The organism is Methanothermobacter sp. (assembly GCA_030055615.1).
In the GTDB taxonomy this organism is placed as follows: Archaea; Methanobacteriota; Methanobacteria; order Methanobacteriales; family DSM-23052; genus Methanothermobacter_A.
In genome coordinates, this window is the sequence record JASFYN010000001.1 from 186,508 (window position 1) to 204,447 (window position 17,940).

The 17,940-nt window shown below is 39.2% G+C and carries 24 protein-coding genes; 19 read left to right on the top strand and 5 right to left on the bottom strand.

Going from position 1 to position 17,940, the window contains the following annotated elements; translation table 11 throughout:
• The first annotated feature begins 28 nt into the window (after positions 1-28).
• The 4 genes from QFX38_01090 to QFX38_01105 are packed head-to-tail and all read left to right on the top strand — an operon-like array spanning position 29 to position 3,026.
• A complete protein-coding gene (locus QFX38_01090) occupies positions 29-1,111 on the top strand; it encodes a nickel-dependent hydrogenase large subunit (protein ID MDI9623467.1) in 1,083 nt (360 codons plus the stop codon).
• 5 nt (positions 1,112-1,116) lie between these two features.
• A complete protein-coding gene (locus QFX38_01095; GenBank protein MDI9623468.1) occupies positions 1,117-2,100 on the top strand; it encodes an NADH-quinone oxidoreductase subunit H in 984 nt (327 codons plus the stop codon).
• A gap of 19 nt (positions 2,101-2,119) precedes the next feature.
• Positions 2,120-2,362, top strand: coding sequence for an energy-converting hydrogenase B subunit P (locus tag QFX38_01100; GenBank protein MDI9623469.1), 243 nt, complete (start codon positions 2,120-2,122; stop codon positions 2,360-2,362).
• Positions 2,363-2,369: 7 nt separating this feature from the next.
• Positions 2,370-3,026 carry a DUF5612 domain-containing protein gene (locus tag QFX38_01105; protein MDI9623470.1) on the top strand — a complete coding sequence of 219 codons (657 nt, stop codon included), beginning with the start codon at positions 2,370-2,372 and terminating at the stop codon, positions 3,024-3,026.
• Here QFX38_01105 and QFX38_01110 read toward each other — a convergent pair.
• The 3 genes from QFX38_01110 to QFX38_01120 all read right to left on the bottom strand — a co-directional run bounded on the left by QFX38_01110 (position 3,023) and on the right by QFX38_01120 (position 5,156).
• Positions 3,023-3,292: a hypothetical protein gene (locus QFX38_01110; protein ID MDI9623471.1), complete on the bottom strand. Its 270-nt coding sequence runs from the start codon at positions 3,290-3,292 to the stop codon at positions 3,023-3,025. The genes QFX38_01105 and QFX38_01110 overlap by 4 nt on opposite strands.
• A 44-nt stretch (positions 3,293-3,336) precedes the next feature.
• The gene (gene cas4 / locus QFX38_01115; protein MDI9623472.1) at positions 3,337-4,074 is read right to left on the bottom strand and encodes a CRISPR-associated protein Cas4; all 738 of its coding nucleotides are present in this window, start codon (positions 4,072-4,074) and stop codon (positions 3,337-3,339) included.
• 65 nt (positions 4,075-4,139) lie between these two features.
• Positions 4,140-5,156: a DNA polymerase subunit beta gene (locus tag QFX38_01120; GenBank protein ID MDI9623473.1), complete on the bottom strand. Its 1,017-nt coding sequence runs from the start codon at positions 5,154-5,156 to the stop codon at positions 4,140-4,142.
• A gap of 58 nt (positions 5,157-5,214) precedes the next feature.
• Between QFX38_01120 and QFX38_01125 the strand changes: the two genes are divergently transcribed.
• The 13 genes from QFX38_01125 to QFX38_01185 all read left to right on the top strand — a co-directional run bounded on the left by QFX38_01125 (position 5,215) and on the right by QFX38_01185 (position 14,768).
• On the top strand, positions 5,215-5,583 hold the full coding sequence (locus tag QFX38_01125) for a DNA-binding protein (protein MDI9623474.1): 369 nt from the start codon (positions 5,215-5,217) through the stop codon (positions 5,581-5,583).
• The gene (locus QFX38_01130) at positions 5,583-6,146 is read left to right on the top strand and encodes a DUF366 family protein (GenBank protein MDI9623475.1); all 564 of its coding nucleotides are present in this window, start codon (positions 5,583-5,585) and stop codon (positions 6,144-6,146) included. Before QFX38_01125 ends, QFX38_01130 begins: the two co-directional genes overlap by 1 nt.
• A 6-nt stretch (positions 6,147-6,152) precedes the next feature.
• The gene (locus tag QFX38_01135) at positions 6,153-6,644 is read left to right on the top strand and encodes a 6-carboxytetrahydropterin synthase (protein ID MDI9623476.1); all 492 of its coding nucleotides are present in this window, start codon (positions 6,153-6,155) and stop codon (positions 6,642-6,644) included.
• Positions 6,641-7,333, top strand: coding sequence for a 7-carboxy-7-deazaguanine synthase QueE (locus tag QFX38_01140; protein MDI9623477.1), 693 nt, complete (start codon positions 6,641-6,643; stop codon positions 7,331-7,333). The genes QFX38_01135 and QFX38_01140 overlap by 4 nt, the downstream gene beginning before the upstream one ends.
• Before the next feature lie 12 nt (positions 7,334-7,345).
• Entirely contained in the window at positions 7,346-7,909 is a 564-nt protein-coding gene (locus QFX38_01145; GenBank protein ID MDI9623478.1) for a CBS domain-containing protein, read from the top strand.
• On the top strand, positions 7,902-8,723 hold the full coding sequence (locus QFX38_01150) for a CBS domain-containing protein (protein MDI9623479.1): 822 nt from the start codon (positions 7,902-7,904) through the stop codon (positions 8,721-8,723). Before QFX38_01145 ends, QFX38_01150 begins: the two co-directional genes overlap by 8 nt.
• Positions 8,724-8,824: 101 nt before the next feature.
• Positions 8,825-9,766, top strand: coding sequence for a CBS domain-containing protein (locus tag QFX38_01155; GenBank protein MDI9623480.1), 942 nt, complete (start codon positions 8,825-8,827; stop codon positions 9,764-9,766).
• Between the two features lie 28 nt (positions 9,767-9,794).
• Positions 9,795-10,634: a CBS domain-containing protein gene (locus tag QFX38_01160; GenBank protein ID MDI9623481.1), complete on the top strand. Its 840-nt coding sequence runs from the start codon at positions 9,795-9,797 to the stop codon at positions 10,632-10,634.
• 16 nt (positions 10,635-10,650) lie between these two features.
• The gene (locus QFX38_01165) at positions 10,651-11,472 is read left to right on the top strand and encodes a CBS domain-containing protein (GenBank protein MDI9623482.1); all 822 of its coding nucleotides are present in this window, start codon (positions 10,651-10,653) and stop codon (positions 11,470-11,472) included.
• A 51-nt stretch (positions 11,473-11,523) separates the two neighbouring features.
• A complete protein-coding gene (locus QFX38_01170) occupies positions 11,524-12,732 on the top strand; it encodes an RNA ligase (protein MDI9623483.1) in 1,209 nt (402 codons plus the stop codon).
• A gap of 12 nt (positions 12,733-12,744) precedes the next feature.
• Positions 12,745-13,569, top strand: a complete 825-nt coding sequence (gene pheA, locus QFX38_01175) for a prephenate dehydratase (GenBank protein MDI9623484.1) — start codon at positions 12,745-12,747, stop codon at positions 13,567-13,569.
• A gap of 64 nt (positions 13,570-13,633) precedes the next feature.
• Positions 13,634-14,218, top strand: a complete 585-nt coding sequence (locus QFX38_01180) for a hypothetical protein (protein ID MDI9623485.1) — start codon at positions 13,634-13,636, stop codon at positions 14,216-14,218.
• A gap of 22 nt (positions 14,219-14,240) precedes the next feature.
• Positions 14,241-14,768 carry a PsbP-related protein gene (locus tag QFX38_01185; GenBank protein MDI9623486.1) on the top strand — a complete coding sequence of 176 codons (528 nt, stop codon included), beginning with the start codon at positions 14,241-14,243 and terminating at the stop codon, positions 14,766-14,768.
• 8 nt (positions 14,769-14,776) lie between these two features.
• Here QFX38_01185 and QFX38_01190 read toward each other — a convergent pair whose 3' ends face one another.
• Both QFX38_01190 and QFX38_01195 read right to left on the bottom strand, forming a co-directional pair.
• Complete coding sequence (locus tag QFX38_01190; GenBank protein MDI9623487.1) at positions 14,777-15,397, bottom strand: radical SAM protein; 621 nt, start codon at positions 15,395-15,397, stop codon at positions 14,777-14,779.
• A gap of 1 nt (position 15,398) precedes the next feature.
• A complete protein-coding gene (locus tag QFX38_01195; GenBank protein MDI9623488.1) occupies positions 15,399-15,899 on the bottom strand; it encodes a hypothetical protein in 501 nt (166 codons plus the stop codon).
• Positions 15,900-16,203: 304 nt separating this feature from the next.
• On the opposite strand from QFX38_01195, the gene QFX38_01200 reads away from it, so the two are divergent.
• Together QFX38_01200 and coaBC are read left to right on the top strand one after the other, a co-directional pair.
• Positions 16,204-16,701, top strand: a complete 498-nt coding sequence (locus QFX38_01200) for a KH domain-containing protein (protein ID MDI9623489.1) — start codon at positions 16,204-16,206, stop codon at positions 16,699-16,701.
• Positions 16,702-16,711: 10 nt separating this feature from the next.
• Positions 16,712-17,848, top strand: a complete 1,137-nt coding sequence (gene coaBC, locus QFX38_01205; protein MDI9623490.1) for a bifunctional phosphopantothenoylcysteine decarboxylase/phosphopantothenate--cysteine ligase CoaBC — start codon at positions 16,712-16,714, stop codon at positions 17,846-17,848.
• Positions 17,849-17,940 lie beyond the last annotated feature (92 nt).

A 17,940-nucleotide genomic window follows, 5' to 3' on the forward strand; every position in this document is an offset into this window, starting at 1 on the left:
TAGAAATATTATAGAAACTGAGATCACAATGGGGACAGTCCATTCAGCAGCTATAGAACCATACCGTGTCAGACTCTTCGTGGAAGATGAGATAGTGAAGGATGCTGAGATAACAGTAGGCGTCAATCATAGGGGAGTGGAGCGTATAATGGAAGGACTCCCGGTAGAGAAAGCCAACAGCCTCACAGAAAAAATATGTGGCATATGTTCTGGTGTACATTTATGGAATTCAGTCCTAGTCGCTGAAAAAGGATTAGAGATAGAAATACCCGAAAGAGCCAGTTATATAAGGATAATAGTGGGCGAACTTGAAAGGATACATAGTCACCTCCTATACTTGGCCCATGGTAACGAGGTCCTAGGACATGAAACATTCTCAATGAGATTATTCTATATAAGAGAGACCGTGATGGAACTTTTGAGGATGATAGGGGGCAACAGAGTCCAATATGGCGTCCCCATCATAGGTGGGATAAGACCAAGGGCAGAATTAGATGAGATGAAAATCCAGAAAATAAGAGAAGGCATAAATTACATAGAAGAAAAAGTGAAAGAGTTTGCAGATCGTTTCACCTCAGATCCCATGATAATGTCACGCATAACAGGGGTATGTCCGCTCAGCAGAAAAGATGCTCTTAGACTGGCGGTAACAGGGCCAACCTTGAGGGCTACGGGGGTGGAATTTGACATGCGGAGGGAGATGGAATGTTACGACCCCTTTGAATTTGATATCATCACACAAGATGATGGAGACGTGAAATCCAATCTCCTCGTCAGGGTCTTCGAAATCTTTGAATCTGTTAAAATAATAAGGCAGGCCTTGGATAACCTCCCAGAGGGGGCTATCGTGGATAGAAGTTGGGAAATGCAAGACACCGAGATAACAAAAAGTTATGTTGAAGCTCCAAGGGGCACATTATATCATTCTTATGCCATCGAAGATGGTAGGGTCAGGAATGTTGTTATAAGAACACCTTCAATGGCTAATATAGGTGCCATGCAATATGCACTTATAGGCCATCATATAACAGACGCTCAACTTGGGATAGTGCAATGCGATCCTTGCTTCACTTGTACAGATCGTGCAATAGAAATAATCAAAATAGGGTGATAATAATGGAATATTCTCTAATAACTGTCATTGGGACCATCATCATCGGATTCATAGTTAGCCTATGGCTTCCCGGCCTTGAAAGGAAACTTATACATGCGCGGATCCAGCAGAGAATAGGCCCGCCAATTTCTAGTCCAGGTATAATGGCCCCATTAAAATTCTTTTTTAAAGAGACCATAAGACCATATTCACCATTGCCAAGATTATATAATTCATTACCACTTATCGGATTATTATCTGTGTTTCTTATTTTCCTCTTCTCGGTCCCTGAAACTTATCATCTAGGGGCTCTTGCAAGTATAGTTGCAATTGTGGGTTTCTTGAAGATAGAGGAAGTTATATATGTTTTCATGGGGTCCCTTTCAAAGTCTGTCATGTCCCTTAGGATGCCATTCCCAGATCTTGCTAAGGGTGCTAAGCATCCTAATGTGCAGAGAAGCTTCTTAGAGGATATAAGTGCTATGAGAGCGTTCAGATTAATAGCATTCGGGTCATTCCCATTATATATAGCACTATTCATCCCGGTGGTCATCTCCAGGAGCATATTCTTGGGGGATATAGTGGCTTATCAGCAGGTTCATGGTCCAATACTTTTTTCAGTAGCTGGTGTAATAGGGGCCATAGTATTCTTTATAGGGTATATGATACTCCTTAATGAGTATCCATTTGTCATTTTAAAGGCAAAGGCTGATGTAATCGAGGGTCCGTATATGGAGTATGCTGCTAAGTGGCGTGCATTAGTTTATATAATGAGGGGTTTTCTCATGTTCACACTTGCCATGTTATTCTCAGTATTGTTTCTGGGTGTGCCGCCGAGTATATTCAGTTGGGGCATACTTGTTAGTATCCTCGTGGCGGTATTGTTCCCCATGTTAATGGCTTCTTTCAGCGCTTTCGCCCCAATCTTCACGTTTAAACAATTTTATCCTGTGACATTCGGGGCGACGATACTTGGAGTTGTAGCCCTCTTGGCAGCATTCATATAAAATGTAAGGGGTTGAATAGATGAAGATGGTTATAAGACCTCACCATATTATAAGCCTTGGAGGATATATAGTAGAATGGGATTTCCCATACAGGAATCTTATAGTTGTGAACCCAACTGATGAGCCTATAAAAATAGAGGTTCCAGTGTTTGATGAGGATTGGATTGAAGAGCACAAGAAACTTGGACTTAGAATAACCCCTGTAGGATATGAGGATAATTATCTCAGCCTCTGGAAGAGGGAGAAATCCAAGTTAGATTAGGGGTATTATGGTTGTAACCGCTATTAGTATAAAGACTGTTGAAAGGCCGGGTGTTCTCAGTGAGATAACTGAGATGATAGCCCGGAAGGGTATAAATATAAGCTATGCTTATCTTTATGTGGAGGAGGGTGGGGTAGGCTCAATATACATGGAACTAGAGGATGTTGAGGATATAGATGGGCTTATCAGTGATTTGAAGTCTTTTGAAAGTGTTTTGGATGTTAATGTTCACAGGCCGCTTGAGGATATTTATGGAAAGCGTATAATAATCATTGGGGGTGGGGCGCAGGTTTCACAGGTTGCTATGGGGGCTATAAGTGAGGCTGACAGGCATAATATTCGGGGTGAGAGGATAAGCGTCGATACTATACCCCTTGTTGGAGAGAAAGAACTTGCAGAGGCTGTTAGGGCTGTTGGACGGCTTCCAAGGGTTGGTGCGTTGGTCCTTGCGGGTTCTCTTATGGGTGGTGAAATAAGCAAGGCGGTAGAAAAAATAAAAAGGGAACAGAATATTATTGTGATAAGTCTTAACATGCCTGGTAGTGTTACCGAAAAGGCGGATCTTGTAGTTACTGATCCTATACAGGCAGGTGTCATGGCTGTTATGGCTGTGGCTGACACTGCCATATTTGACATAAAGAAGGTGCGAGGTAAAAGGTTTTAGCTCATTTCTATGGCTCTTATAAGTTTACTTGCAGTGTTTTTTACTTCGGGATCTTTTATGTCTTTGCTTTCCCTTATTCGCAAGGCGAGTTCTAATACTCTGGGGACGTCTGATGGTTTTATCTTTTCAGCCATTTCAAGGTAACTTTCCTCTTTTTCCTCTATTTTTACTTTCTTTTTTTCCATGAGCTCTAGTAGAACCTTACATGTGTTTAGGATATCTGGGTCGTCTATATTTTCACATTTTTTTAGAAGTTCTTCTTTCATCTTTAAACCACCATATAATATTGTAATCCTTGTCTTATAAAAATTTATAGTTTTTCTGGGCAGATATCATTGTAGTTGCACTTTTCACATTTTCGAGGGTTTGGATTTATTGATGGTGTATATTTTCCTTTTAAAATCCCTTTTATTTCTTCTATGATGGTAAGAAGGTCTCCTCTAAGGGTCTGGTCTATGATAACCGGTCTTCTTTCACCTACTGGGATGTAATCTACGAATCCCAAGAAGACTTCGCTCTTAAACTCTTTTTCTATTAATAGTGCATATGCGGCTACTTCTAGGGCGTCTGAATCCCAAACACCTTTATAGGGTGGCAGTCCTGCTTTAATTTTAATTGGATAATATTTTCCTTTGATGATTTCAATTCGGTGAACATTCCCAGAAAGTTCTAGACTATCATCATAGATCCTATAATTGTTTAGACTTGGATTTGCTATGAATTTTCTGATCTCCCATCCATCTTTTCCAGTTACGTCCATGAACCTTTTAATTTTTATTGATTCCACTTCAGCCTCCGTTTCAAGGATCTTTTTGATTTCACTTGAAGGTGCTAATTTTTCAACTTCCCTTTTTAGAATATCTCTTATCTCATCAAATCCCATTTCCTTGCGGATTAGTGGTAATGTTTCCCCTATCAGATCCCTAAAATCGTTATAAGCCCCCCTAATCAGTTTAATCTTTCGTATACTATTTTCATCAACTTCTTCTAGATATAATTTGAAAGGACAGAAAAGATATTCTGATATGAAAGAAACCCTCATATTCATAAAAAACACCAATATAATATTACTAAATTAGGATACTATTAAACTTATCGATTAAACCCTTAAAACTAGAAGATGGGATATTTTACTTTTATATATTCATTGAGGGCTTCTCTTGTTGTCCCCACGACCACCCTGTAACCTTCCCTTGCACCGGTATATTTTTCCAATTCACCCTTAGCTATTATTCTTTCACCTTCCTTCGCTTGGCCAGCATATGTATGGGTGAAAGACACAACCTCATCTATATCCACATTTGGACCTTCTATGATGCGAACATCCTCTACTTTATAAATGGCAGGGTTGTCAAATGCTGCCATGGCATCATAAACCCTAGCCTCTATTTTTATCCTACCAATGGGCTCATATACTGTGTCGGCCCATGAGCCTTCTATTTCATCCCAGCTGCGAGTCGCAAGTATATCAAACAATGTGCCGTTAACAAGACCCCTATTATTTTTACGCTCCTCATACCAACAAAACTCTTCAAAACTCAAACTATCATCCTTTATACGCTTTTTATAAACCTTCAACCAATAATCTTCACTTAAACTCTCAAATGGTCCTTGATCTTTAAGTTGTGCGAATGTCTCAAGCGCCTTCCTATGATTCTCAAGGCCATAAATAACGAAGTCAATATCCGAACTTTCAGGATCATGCAGTGATGGTAGAATAGAACCAGAAACCCCCATATCATTATATGATATTGATGCTTCCTCATGGAAGGCGTCAGCTATTATCAGAACCTTCTCAAGCAGCTCATCAGAAGGACCTTCTTCTAGGATCTCCCTTAATCGTCCTGTTGGTGTTAAAATCTCTTCTATAAGCTCTTCAGGAACTGCTAAAATGACCTTTCCAAGATTTTCAGCTTCATATAAATAGGTTGGATAGTTCTCTTTAAGGAACTGGTAGGCCCCCTCTGAGTCCACCTTAGAATATCTTCCACCATCCCTTGACCTTTCACCCTCTGGATCAGGTATGTATCTTAAAAATGCGATTATACGATCCTCAGGGTGCAAGTAGGATGTAGTTGCGAAGAAAAGATCATCCACAGTATATACAAAATCTCTTGGCCTTGACATCATAGGATAAAATAAATGTGAAAACTAATAAATAATTTACCAAAAAAATTGAGTCTTTATCATGATAGTCAAGAGAATAAAACCCTCCCAAGACTTGAAAGAAGAACTTTTAAAGATAAAGGGTAGTGGCATAATAGTATCAGGTATAGGGAGTCTTAAAAGAGCCACTTTAAGGTTAGCAGATGAAAAAATAGTGAAAATTGAAGGCCCCTTTGAGATAATATCCATGCAAGGTACAATCACGGCAGATGGCATACATGTACACATGGCAATAGCCAACAAAAACGGGAAAATAATAGGAGGACACCTAAAGGGAGGATGCATGGTCCACACAACAGTAGAAATCGCAATTTTGCCATACAATGGGATTTTAAGAAGATTAAAGGATGAAGAAACTGGCTTCATGGAATTAGATATAGGAGGGCCTTGATGATACATGAACACCTCAAGGATGGAATATTATATGATGGCACCCAGATAAGACCCAACTGGGCCCTTAATGAACTCAATATCAAAGGCCCAAGTATAATAACATGGATCGGGCCCATGAACATAAAAGACATCATAGACTACGAGGACAAAAACCTTGAAATAAAGGCCGAGAAGATGGCCCATTTCATAGTAGAACATTTTGATGAACAACCAGCGAATCTAAGATTATGTTATCATCGTCAAAGGATGCTTGTAATGATACTTCAAGAAGAATTATGGGAACATGACATACCCACAAAGAGGGAAGGTGACGACCTCTACATAGGCACTGGGAAACTTACTGTGTCAGTGGCCACGGCAGCAGTCTCAAGCATGAAAATACACCTTGGAATGAACATAACAAGCAAAGGAACCCCCGCGGATGTTGAAACAGTTGGAATACTAGATTACAAGGACTTGGGAGAAGATGACATAATAAAAATCGTGAAAAATGTGGCCAAGAAGTACATCCAAGAGATCAAATTAATAGAAGAGGATATTGCAAAGACAAGAACAGGGTGATATGCGTTGAAGATAATCATAGAGGGTATACATGCTAATTTGAGATTTTCAGCAGCACATATGATACCCGAGCATGAAACATGTGGCGTCATCCATGGACACTCCTATATAGTTGATGTGGAAGTGGAAGGCAAGCCAACAGGAAAACATGGTTTCATAGTTGACTTCAAAGATGTTAAGGGTATAATGCGTAGAATCTGTAAAAGATTGGATCACCGTCTGTTAGTGCCATTGAAAAGTCCGGTAATGGACATCCAAGTAAGTGATGAGAAGGTAGAATTTCAAGTTGCAGGTAAAGAATATAAAATACCAAGGGAGGATTGCTGCCTATTACCTATAGAATCCACTTCTGCAGAGGGACTTGCAGAATATTTCGCTAAGAGGCTCTATGAAGAGCTGAAAAAGTATAATAAGATGATAAGAAATGTCAAAGTTTGTGTGAATGAGGGTATAGGACAAGGCGCTATTTTCACCTACCCGGGAGTGGATAGAATATGAGAGCCCCTATAATGGAGGTCTTTTCCAGCATACAAGGGGAGGGGCTCTTGGTTGGGTGCAGGCAAATATTCATAAGATTTGCAGGTTGTAACCTCAACTGCAGATACTGCGACACTCCCGAGAGCAGAGACCCCAAAAGGGGAGAATTGACCAATATAAAAGATCTTAAATTTAAGATAAAAGAACTTGAGACTCCTGATCTTCATTCAATCAGTTTAACAGGTGGGGAACCTTTACTTTACGCCGATTTTATAAAAAATCTATTGCATGAAACTAATTATAGGTTCCTGTTAGAAACTAACGGATCTTTACCAGGTGAAATCAAAAAAATAGCCCATCTTATCGATTATGCATCTGTTGATATAAAATTACCAGAACATGTTGATAGTGAGGAAATTATAGAAAAAGAAATCAGGTCCATAAACATATTAATAAAAAGAGGTGTAAATACATATCTCAAGGTGGTGGTCCTTCCAACTATGCCCCCACCCTATATGGGACAAGTAGCCCAGAAACTCCAAGAGGAGATTTCAGAACCCTCCAAGACCCCCATAGTGATCCAACCAAGCAGTCCATTGGATTACTGGATTGGGAGCGCTCCTCGACTGTTAAGGATTTCAGAGGAAATTGGAAGACACTTTAAGGTACGGTTAATACCCCAGGTTCACAAAATTTTAGATCTAAAATAGGAGGTTTAGGTGATGGATGTGGAAACAAAGATGACGGTCCATGATGCCATGACAACAAATGTAGTAACTGTAGATCCAAGTATCAGTGTCGCAGAAGCAGCGTATATAATGACAAAGGAAAAGGTAGGGAGCCTAATCGTGAAGAGTAATGCAGAACCAGAAGGGTTAATAACAGAAAGTGATATAATCCGAAAAGTTGTCTCCAAGGATTTGAAGGCAAGCAAGGTTACCATAGGGGAAGTCATGACCAGAGACCTTATCACCATAGAACCTGAAAGGGAATTAAATGAGGCCGCCAGGTTAATGGCCAGAAACAATATAAGAAGACTACCAGTGGTAAAGGACGGCTCATTAGTAGGTATATTAACATCCACAGATGTGATGGCTGTTTCACCTGAACTCACCGAGATATTAGTTGAAAGCGCACGTTTTGAAGAGAATACAACAGCATATACTGAAGAAGAAAGACCCTTACCAGGCATCTGTGAAATCTGTGGAACTTTTGCTGAATATTTGGAAGAATATGATGGTAAATATGTGTGTGAGGAGTGTAAGGAGGAATTAGAGGGTGAATGATTTGAAAGTGGAAGATTTAATGACCCCCAATCCAGTGACGGTCCCAGTTCACATGGCGATTACACGTGTAAGATCCATACTCCGCGATGAGGATTTTAGGTGCGTTCCTGTCGTAAATGGGGAGCAACTTGAAGGATTGATCACAAGGGGTGATGTACTCCATATTTCAGCCACCAAATCCAACATTGAAGCAAGGGGAATAATGGAAAAACCAGATGTCATACTCCTCCCAGAAATGGATGTATACAAGGCAGCTGACCTCCTAATAAAGGCCAAGGAGATACAGGCCCCTGTAGTGGAATCCACTGATAATATGAAACTAATAGGGATATTAAGCGTCTATGATATCTTGGCAGGTTTTATTGAAAGGAAGATCCCACCAAAAAAGGAAAAGGTGGGTGAAGTTTTAACAGAAAAGGTCGTAGTATGTGATACAAAGGACCCGCTCTCCAAGGTTTGGAATAAGATGGATGAATCAGGCTATTCAGGACTGCCTGTAATGAAAGAGGGCAAGCTGATTGGTATAATAACGAGGAAGGATCTTATAAGGTATGGTCATGCCCGTATAGTGAAAGAATCAGGGGATGTTAGGGCCATGCCAGTGGAGAAGATAATGCAAACCCCACCTATAGTGGCTACAAGGGACATGCCCATTGATGAAGCGGCCACGATAATGGTGACAAGGGACGTGGGGAGACTCCCAGTAGTCGAAGACCCAATATATGTTAAAAACGACCCTCAAAGGGCTAAAGAGGGAAAACTTGTCGGTATAGTTTCAAGAGAGGATATATTGAAGGCTTATATTTATTCTTAAAGGTGTGGTGATGTTACCCTTGGATTTTAGGGGGTTTCTACCCACCCAAACAATTTTTAATAAAATTTTTGCAATTATTAATAAAATTGTGAGGTGTGTTAATGAGGAAAAAAGACACCATAAACATAGTAAAATCCTTGGACCGCGGTCCAGTGGAATTTGAAAGCAGAAACTTTGAACATGAAGGCGATGTTATGAGTATCGCCCAAAAAGAAGTGGTCTCAATACCACCTACCATAAATATTAAAGAAGCCGCTGAAATAATGGTTAAAAACAAGTTCAGAAGGCTTCCAATAACGGACCCGGGCACAAGGAAACTCTTAGGGATAATAACATCAATGGACATCCTAGACTTTTTAGGGGGAGGAGACAAATCCAAAATACTCGAAGAAAAATATGATGATAACTTCCTCGCAGCCATAAACGAACCTGTAAGGAAAATAATGACACGTAACGTTAAATATATCACCTTAAAAGATTCCATAACAGACGCTGTTGAAAAGATGCTCAAATATAATATTGGAGCCTTACCAGTTGTCAACCATGAAAAAAAACTGGTAGGGATAGTCTCAGAAAGAGACTTCGTATTTCTAATGGCAGGAGTCCTAAATGATGAAATAGTAGCAGACCACATGACAGAAAATCTCATAACAACAACCCCAGGCACCCCAATAGAGGGAGCCTCTAAAATAATGGTAAGAAACAAATTCAGAAGATTACCAATAGTTGGAGAAGAGAGAAAAACACCCCACCCAGAAAAAGAGAAACTTGTAGGGATTGTAACATCTACCGACATATTAGAATTTTTAGGATCCAACAGAGTATTCGAGACAATAAAAACAAATAGTGCAGAAGAAGCCCTTAATACCCCAGTAAGTGAAATAATGGAGAAAAAAGTAGTCACGATAAACTCAACAAGCACACTAGGACAATTATACGAGATAATGGCCAAAAACGGTATCGGGGGAGTGCCAGTAGTTGACTACGATGAACTTTTAGGTATAATAACCGAAAGCGACCTATTAAAGGCCATAGCCCTTTAAACTATTTTTACTAAACAGGTGAGAAAATATGAAAGTCGAAGATGTGATGACCACAACAGTAAAAGTAATGCCAGATACTCAACAGGTTTCCTATGCCAGAAACCTAATGCTAAAACATGGGATAAGCCACATAGTCGTGGTAGACAGCGAAAGAAAACCGGTCGGAATAGTGACAGAAAAGGATATAACCCGCAAACTGAGGGTGGCCGGGCCAACATGGCGAAGAAGGCCAATAGATAAAATATCCATAAAAAGAGTGATGAGTAAAGACCTTATAAGTGTACCTGCTACTGCGGACATAAGAGAGGCTGTAGATATCATGCTAAGAAATAACATAAGCTCTTTGCCTGTAGTAGAGGATGGGAAACTTGTTGGTATAATAACAAAAACAGACCTTCTCAGAGTTTATAATGAAAAATGTAAGGGTAGATGGAAAGTTTCTGATCTTATGACGAAAAATGTTATCACAGTCACAGAAAACCATACGATAGCCCATGTAACAAGTTTAATGGAAGAAAATAGGATAGGGAGGATTATTGTAATTAAAGATGGAGAACCAGTGGGTATCATAACATCAGAGAACATATCATTCGCCCAACTTGAAGATCCTGAGACTGGAGTGCCCCTAGAGAAGATTTATTTCATAGGGAGAGCATCAAAAGAGAAAAAGAAGGTCAGATTAATTTCAATGTTAACGGCTGGAGATATCATGACAGAGGATCTTATAAAATTAGATGAGAATGCTGACGCTGCCAAAGCCGCTAAAATAATGTTAAAGGAGAAAATTAGTGGAATCCCAATAGTAGACGAAAAGAACCAGCTCAAGGGCATAATAACAAAAACAGACATAATAAGGGGCATACAATAAATCACGGGGGTATCATATGAAAATAAAATATCTCATGAATCGGAACATCCACTGTATTGATAAGGATCAAAACATCTGTGATGCTTTAAGGATAATGAAGAAGAATAATATTTCACGCCTTGTGGTCATAAACACCAACAATGAGCATATAAAAGAGGTTGTTGGGATAATAACTGAGAAGGATATAGCCGAAAAACTTGGATCCTCAAGATATGGGAACCTGGCTCCATCACATTTCCATGTATCAACCGTCATGAGCACAAATATTATAACAGCGGATGTTAACATGGACGTGGGTACTGCAGCCGATATAATGCTAGAAAATCATATAGGAAGCTTACCGGTCATAGAAGATGATAAATTAGTCGGTATACTCACCAAAACAGACATACTTGAAATATGTAAAGGCAAACCCTATGAAAAACGGCTAGTGGAAGATGTGATGAGTTCAGAGCTCATAACCATAGAACCAACAGAGAGGATGATACACGCCAGGAGATTAATGATAGACGCGAATATAGGAAGACTACCAGTCATAGAAGACGGAGAACTGGTAGGGATAATCACATCAAAGGATATAGCACGTTCAATGATAGCCTTCAGAAAAGTAGTCCCTGACAAATACAAAAGTGCAAGGATAAGAAACCTACTCGTAGAAGATCTCATGACACAAAACGTTAAAACAGTGAAAACAACGGATAACATATCAAAGACAGCATCAAAGATGATAGAAACAGGATACGGGGGTTTCCCAGTATTAGATGATGATGGCACACTAGTGGGCATAATAACTAAAAGCGACATATTGGATCTTATAGTTGAAATGGAGGGGGGTTAACTAATAATTTTACCCACCATAAAATGTCCCAAATGCGGATCAAACCTTGAAGTGGACTGGAGAAGGAACAACTCCCTCAAAAATTTCTTTTTCACTTGCGAAAAGTGTGCTTTCACAGGGAGATTATACGCCGAAAACTTCCTAGAAAAGAAGATAGCAAAAGCCCTAGGAATAAGCCATGAAAGACTAGAAAGGGCCATTAGAAGACGTGGAATTAAATTCTACAAATCAATAAAACCGGCTCTACTATTCAAAAAAGATCTCATGCACATAGAATCCGGTACGGTAGTCTATATCACAGATGATAAACTAGAGATTATAAGGGGCTTCCCTAAGATCCGAAGAACCCTAATTTTATCCCCAACCATAGAAAAACACTTCAAAGACAAGGTAGCAGTCGAGGAAAAAATGAACGGCTACAATGTAAGAATAGCATCAGTCGACTCGAAGATAGTGGCCCTTACAAGGGGCGGATACCTTTGTCCCTTCACAACACGAAAAGTACAAGAATTCATGGACCTAGAAAGGTTCTTCAAGGACAACCCAAACCTTGTAATCTGCGGGGAAATGTTAGGCACAGCCAACCCATACGTTTCACACTATTATCCAGAAATAGGGGAATTAGGATTCAGAATATTCGATGTGAGGGAAAAGACCACGAATAGGCCATTACCAATTAAAGAGAAGAGAAAATTACTTAAAGATTATGATCTTCCAATGGTCCGTTTACTGGGCACTTTCCCAGTGGAAAAAGCTGCTGAAAAAATAAAAAGGATCGTTAAAAAACTAGGAGAGGAAGGGAGAGAAGGGGTTGTAATAAAGGATCCACAGATGGAATTACCACCCATAAAATATACAGCATCCCAGGCACATGCAAATGAAATAAAATATGCCTTCAATTATCCATTCGATTTCGGTAGAGCGTTCTTCTTCAGTAGGGTGATAAGAGAAGGATTCCAAGCATATGAAATGAAAGAATCCGACGATGAATTGCGTGAAAGAGCCCACAGACTAGGCGAAGCTATAATCTATCCTATGGTAAAGACGATAAAAAAAATAGCTGAAGGTGGAGTAGCACACGAAGACACCACCATTAATGTGTCAAGTAGAAAGGAGGCCAAGGAATTCATAAAACATTTGCATGCATTAGGCGTATCAGCAACCATCATAAAATATAAAGATGGTGAAGCCGTTATAAGACGCTTCCACCAGGCAACTACTGATAGGACAAAAAATTTCCTAGAAGGTGGCTTATATTAGCGTGGGGTGTTCATTTTGGATGTTATAGCATATCTTGGACCAGAAGGGACTTTTACGGAAGAGGCGGCCCATAGATTATCAAAGAAATTAATACCGTTTGATTCCATTATAGATGTTTTGGATGCTGTGAAAAATGGGAAGGTTGATAAGGGTGTTGTACCTATCGAAAATTCAATTGAAGGTCCTGTAGGCGCTACATTGGATCTTCTAGCCCATGAGTACGATCTTTGCATAGAAAGGGAGATAGTATTAAAAGTTGATCATTATCTGCTCGCTAATAAAGGTGTCAGATTAGAGGAACTTACAGATGTTTATTCACACCCCCAATCCCTCGCCCAATGCCACAAGTTCATAGAAAAGATGGGTCTTAGGGCACATTCAACATCTAGTACTGCTGCTGCGGCGAAAATTATAAAAGGTAAGAGGAGATCTTGCGCCATAGGCACTTTAAGAGCAGCCAGATTATATGACCTGGAGATTGTGGCTGAGGCTATTCAAGATTATACTCCTAATATGACACGATTCATTGTTATAGCCTTACATGACCATGAGTTCACAGGCTCTGATAAGACCTCAATATTATTTACACTTGCAGAGGATAAGCCAGGGGGCTTATATGAGATTTTAGGATTATTTGCAGATGCAAATGTAAATTTGACCAAGATAGAATCTAGACCTTCAAAAATGGGCCTTGGAAGGTACATATTCTTCCTAGATTTTGAGGGACATAGAAAAGAAAAGAATATAAGTATAATATTAGAGGAGATTAGAGATAGGACACCATTCATGAAGATCCTAGGTTCATATCCAATGGATGAGTGGTACATGAAAAGATAAATAAATTAAATACGGGAAGAGAGAATTGCTTATCACCAAATGAATAAATATAAGGGAGATAGAGATGAACAAAAGGGGAAAAGAACTCCTCCGTCGTCTAAAGGATTTGGAGAAGGATTGGCAAGAGGGCAGAATATCCGAGAGCAAATATAAGATGCTGAAGAGAGAATATCAGAGGGAACTGGAGGCTATAGAAGTTGCTGAGAGGATAAAAAGGATGCAAGGCCGTTCCACTTCTGAAAAACCTCTGGACCATTGGATCGAAAAGGCTAAAGAGGAAGAAGAACTCCGTGAAAAAGAGGAGCTCGTGAAGAAATATGTTAAAAAGCCAGATATTAAAAAAACAGAAAAGCCACAAGCTGTTTTCAAAGTGGTGGGGATCATATTATTGGCACTAGCATTCTTTATAGGTGGTGGTTTTGGACTCTACTTGTTAAATTTAAGCCAGGATCAGACAGGTACAGTTCTTGTTAATGAAAGCGCCTTTCCAACATTTACAATTAACAATACCAATAACACAACTGATAATTATGTGCCTACCACCTATTATAATATTACAAGATATCATGAGCCGACAACACCAACCACACCATCAGAGCCAATTACGCCAACCACACCATCAGAGCCGTCAACAAATACTTCAAGATAAAATCATATGGGGGAGCTATATCATGAAAAAGAGTCTAGTTATTCTATTTATTATCATGGCCATGGTAAGTGTTGCGGGTTGCACTTCCCAATCAGATGTAAAGAATAAAATATTCAAAGGGGATAATATAACATTTGAGTATCCTGCAGATTGGGTTATAGCAAATTCGCAGGCAAATGATACTATAGTGGCTGTAGCAGATCCTAAATCTGTAAATCCACAAACAGGCTATGCGCAGACTGTTGTGGTAATACAGAAGAGGGGATTAGAAGGTGACTTTTATCAAATGTATAATAAAAATTATGCAACATTATTTAATAATTCAAGTTATCAGAGAGTTTCTGAGGGTAACATAACAATAGGATCTTATCAAGCGCTTGAAAACACTTATATTGTAACAGAAGGTGGTTTGAAAAAGAAACAAAGGGCGATATGGATACAAAGGGGGAATGAAGTGTACGTGATACTTTGCAGCGCCCTAATCAGTGAATTCGATAAGGAAAGGGCAAATTTTGATATTATAATCAACAGTTTCAATTTCATAGGATAAAGACAGCCTCATCTGAGTAGGTGGGTGTTCCCCAATCGCACCCTCTTTAATCCGATTCCCCGGGCCACTTCTAAACATTCATTTGCTTCTTCCCAAGTCAATAGTGGAAGATCCTTCATCATGTGTTGAGGGGAAAATGCGAGGAGAGTATAGGGTATCTGTGGGTTAAGTTTCACTAGAAAATTGGCTATCTTTTCTACTTCATTTTTACCCACATAACCCGGTATTAGAAGGGTGCTTGCAACAAGTAATGGTGGTTCAATCCTTTTTTCAAAATAGCCTTTGTAAATGTATTTAAAATTTTTAAAGGTTTGTTTATTACTTACACCTGTCAATATTCTGTGAAGTTTTTCATCCCATGCCTTAAGCTCAAACTTTATTATACCACCGGATGATAAGCTTGTCATTGCCATTTCATCTAAATATTTTGGGTGAATATTACCATTAGTCTCCCAACAAATCCTCAAAATCTCGCCCTTTTTTTCCTTCAGAGCTTTTTTAGCCACTGATAGTGCCAATGACATCTGCGGTGACGGATCACCCCCAAAAAAACATATACAAGCGCTTTTATCATCTAGGCTTCTGGTTATCTCTTCAATTGTAAATAAAGGTTTTAGTCTAAAGGCCATTTCACGATATGAACTGTTTTGACAGTATAAACAATCGAATGAACAACTTCCAAAAAAATATGGCGAGATTATTGTAACCATATTCTGGTCCGGGTGAATAGGCATATCTTGGATAGCCGGCCCCTATACCCCCCGGGCAGACCCAATCAGCCACGCAATTCGTGGGTAAAGGGTCGAAATAAAAAATACCGACAGCTTTTTGACTTGTATTTATCTTGGGATGTATTCTGTCGTTTTCCACTTTACGCAAGCGGCAGAAACCATATTCTCCTCTTTTTATCTTGCAGAGGTTGGCGCATTCATGGCAAATGACGCCTTCGGGGTCCTGTGGGGGTAAACTTGGTGGTATAATACGACTTTCACTATGAGCTTTTTTCATAAGGTCTTGGATTATCTTTTCAGGTTCCTTTTTCAAACAATTTCCACAAATATGGTTTAAGATTTGGGCGGCAGTTCTGCCACAAAATTTACAGTTTGCTTGCCTTCCTATGGGCTGATCCATTTATATTCACCCTGGACTTGTAAAAGTGGGAGCCACTCCATCATACTACCCTAATATAGGATGGAGCTTATTATGTAATCTCATGATAATAATTTCTGTTAGAATATGATTATTAAAGTTTTAGAGGCTATAAATTTATATTATAATAATTAAAATCTATGATTAAGGGTCACAATAGGAATATGTTCAAGGTAGTCAAAGGGGATTTTTTATTTTTGCACTTGCTGGTAAAGTGCTAATTTGTTCCTTATTGTGGCCTAATAATGTTTACCACTTTATCATATAATGATAGGAGGAGTTAATAATGGGATTACCGATATGTGATGTTTGTTTAAAAAGTGGAATTTTATGTCAGGGTTGTGAGGATAAACTTAAAAGTGGTGAGGTGACGGAATTAGAATTGGAAATTTCAAAGGTTCTCTACAGGTTAGCTGAGGGTAAATTGGGGTTCAAAAGGGCGATAGATATGGGTGATGTTGTTATTATCATCACCGATAGGGATCAGGTAGGCAAACTTATAGGTAAGGGTGGTAAGATTGTGAGAACCATTTCAAGGGCTATAGGTAAACGTGTAAGGGTTGTTGGTGAGGATTCTGATCTTAAGTCAGTTGCTGAGGATGTTCTTGCGCCTGCAAGGATTTCTGGTATAAATATTGTTTATGGTAAGGATGGTAAAGAAAAGTTCAAGATAAGGGTTATCAAAGAGGATGCTAGGAGGATACCCGCCAGCCTTGATGTTCTTAATAAGATAATAAAAAGATTGACTGGTGAGGAGACAACTATAGTAGTTGATGAGTATTAATGGGGTTTCCATGGATATCATATTATGTGTAACTGGTAGTATAGCGGCTATAGAGGCTGTTAAACTTGCACGTGAGCTTAGAAGACAGGGAGCAACTATAAAGTGTTTCATGAGTGACGGTGCTTGTAATATTATCCATCCTTATGCCATGGAATTTGCAACAGGAAATGATGTTATATTAGAGCTCACAGGCGAAATAGAACATGTTAAATATGCCGACTCTGATCTAATCCTTGTCGCCCCGGCCACAGCTAACGTTATAAGCAAGTTCGCATGTAAGATAGCTGATAATCCGATAAACGCGCTTCTAATCGCAGCAATGGGTCATGGAACCCCTATTGTGATGGTACCTTCAATGAACTTGTCAATGTATCGGGCGATAGAACATAATATGGAAAAACTTGCCCAGGAAGGTGTGATCTTCGTACCCCCAAGGTTGGAGGAAGGAAAGGCTAAGTTCCCCAATCTTGATGATATAGTGCTTACAGTTTTAAGAGGAACATCCTTTGGCAATTTGCAGGGTAAAAGGGTTCTTGTAAGCGCTGGTGGAACCTATGAGGCTATAGATCCTGTTAGAGGTGTTTGTAATTTGAGTTCTGGTAAAATGGGTTTGGAATTGGCCAAAGAAGCTTTTATACAAGGGGCGGATGTCACACTCCTTGGGGCCAATTTATCCCTAGATGTGCCTTCATGTATAAGTATGGTTAATGTTGTATCAGCTGCTGAAATGTTTGATAAAGTTCAGGAGTTGATTGGAGATTTTGATGTTTTTATTTCGGCTGCTGCTGTGGCAGATTTCAGACCAGAATATACTGGAAGTAAGATACCATCTTCTAAGGGGCATACTTTAAAATTGGAGCCTAATCCCAAGATAATTGATAGTGTGAAGACTTTAAATCCTAATGTTTATCTGGTTGGTTTTAAGGCTGAATATAATGTTAGTGAGGATGAGCTTATAGAATTGGCTAGGGAACAGAGAGAAAGGTCAGGTGCAGATTTGGTTGTTGCTAATGATCTTGCAGTTGAAGGTTTCGGTTCAGATAAAATAAAACCAATATTAGTTTCTGATAAGGTTGAGAAATTTCCTCGTATGGATAAAAGGGAACTTTCAAAGATAATAATACAGATCGTATCCCAAAATTTATAATAATTCTAGGAAATTTTGTATTATATTTTTTAAATGCTATTTTCATATGTTAATAACAAATTATTTATATATCCTACTACATAATATTATCC

Bases quoted from the DNA above. Each gene is read 5' to 3' on its own strand.
- QFX38_01120 (MDI9623473.1), bottom strand. From the start codon at position 5,156: ATGATGTCAAGGCCAAGAGATTTTGTATATACTGTGGATGATCTTTTC.
- QFX38_01145 (MDI9623478.1), top strand. From the start codon at position 7,346: ATGGATGTGGAAACAAAGATGACGGTCCATGATGCCATGACAACAAAT.
- QFX38_01090 (MDI9623467.1), top strand. From the start codon at position 29: ATGGGGACAGTCCATTCAGCAGCTATAGAACCATACCGTGTCAGACTC.
- QFX38_01100 (MDI9623469.1), top strand. From the start codon at position 2,120: ATGAAGATGGTTATAAGACCTCACCATATTATAAGCCTTGGAGGATAT.
- QFX38_01140 (MDI9623477.1), top strand. From the start codon at position 6,641: ATGAGAGCCCCTATAATGGAGGTCTTTTCCAGCATACAAGGGGAGGGG.
- QFX38_01125 (MDI9623474.1), top strand. From the start codon at position 5,215: ATGATAGTCAAGAGAATAAAACCCTCCCAAGACTTGAAAGAAGAACTT.
- QFX38_01185 (MDI9623486.1), top strand. From the start codon at position 14,241: ATGAAAAAGAGTCTAGTTATTCTATTTATTATCATGGCCATGGTAAGT.
- coaBC (MDI9623490.1), top strand. From the start codon at position 16,712: ATGGATATCATATTATGTGTAACTGGTAGTATAGCGGCTATAGAGGCT.
- QFX38_01165 (MDI9623482.1), top strand. From the start codon at position 10,651: ATGAAAATAAAATATCTCATGAATCGGAACATCCACTGTATTGATAAG.
- QFX38_01130 (MDI9623475.1), top strand. From the start codon at position 5,583: ATGATACATGAACACCTCAAGGATGGAATATTATATGATGGCACCCAG.
- QFX38_01200 (MDI9623489.1), top strand. From the start codon at position 16,204: ATGGGATTACCGATATGTGATGTTTGTTTAAAAAGTGGAATTTTATGT.
- cas4 (MDI9623472.1), bottom strand. From the start codon at position 4,074: ATGAATATGAGGGTTTCTTTCATATCAGAATATCTTTTCTGTCCTTTC.
- QFX38_01195 (MDI9623488.1), bottom strand. From the start codon at position 15,899: ATGGATCAGCCCATAGGAAGGCAAGCAAACTGTAAATTTTGTGGCAGA.
- QFX38_01095 (MDI9623468.1), top strand. From the start codon at position 1,117: ATGGAATATTCTCTAATAACTGTCATTGGGACCATCATCATCGGATTC.
- QFX38_01155 (MDI9623480.1), top strand. From the start codon at position 8,825: ATGAGGAAAAAAGACACCATAAACATAGTAAAATCCTTGGACCGCGGT.
- QFX38_01190 (MDI9623487.1), bottom strand. From the start codon at position 15,397: ATGGCCTTTAGACTAAAACCTTTATTTACAATTGAAGAGATAACCAGA.
- QFX38_01110 (MDI9623471.1), bottom strand. From the start codon at position 3,292: ATGAAAGAAGAACTTCTAAAAAAATGTGAAAATATAGACGACCCAGAT.
- QFX38_01180 (MDI9623485.1), top strand. From the start codon at position 13,634: ATGAACAAAAGGGGAAAAGAACTCCTCCGTCGTCTAAAGGATTTGGAG.
- QFX38_01160 (MDI9623481.1), top strand. From the start codon at position 9,795: ATGAAAGTCGAAGATGTGATGACCACAACAGTAAAAGTAATGCCAGAT.
- QFX38_01105 (MDI9623470.1), top strand. From the start codon at position 2,370: ATGGTTGTAACCGCTATTAGTATAAAGACTGTTGAAAGGCCGGGTGTT.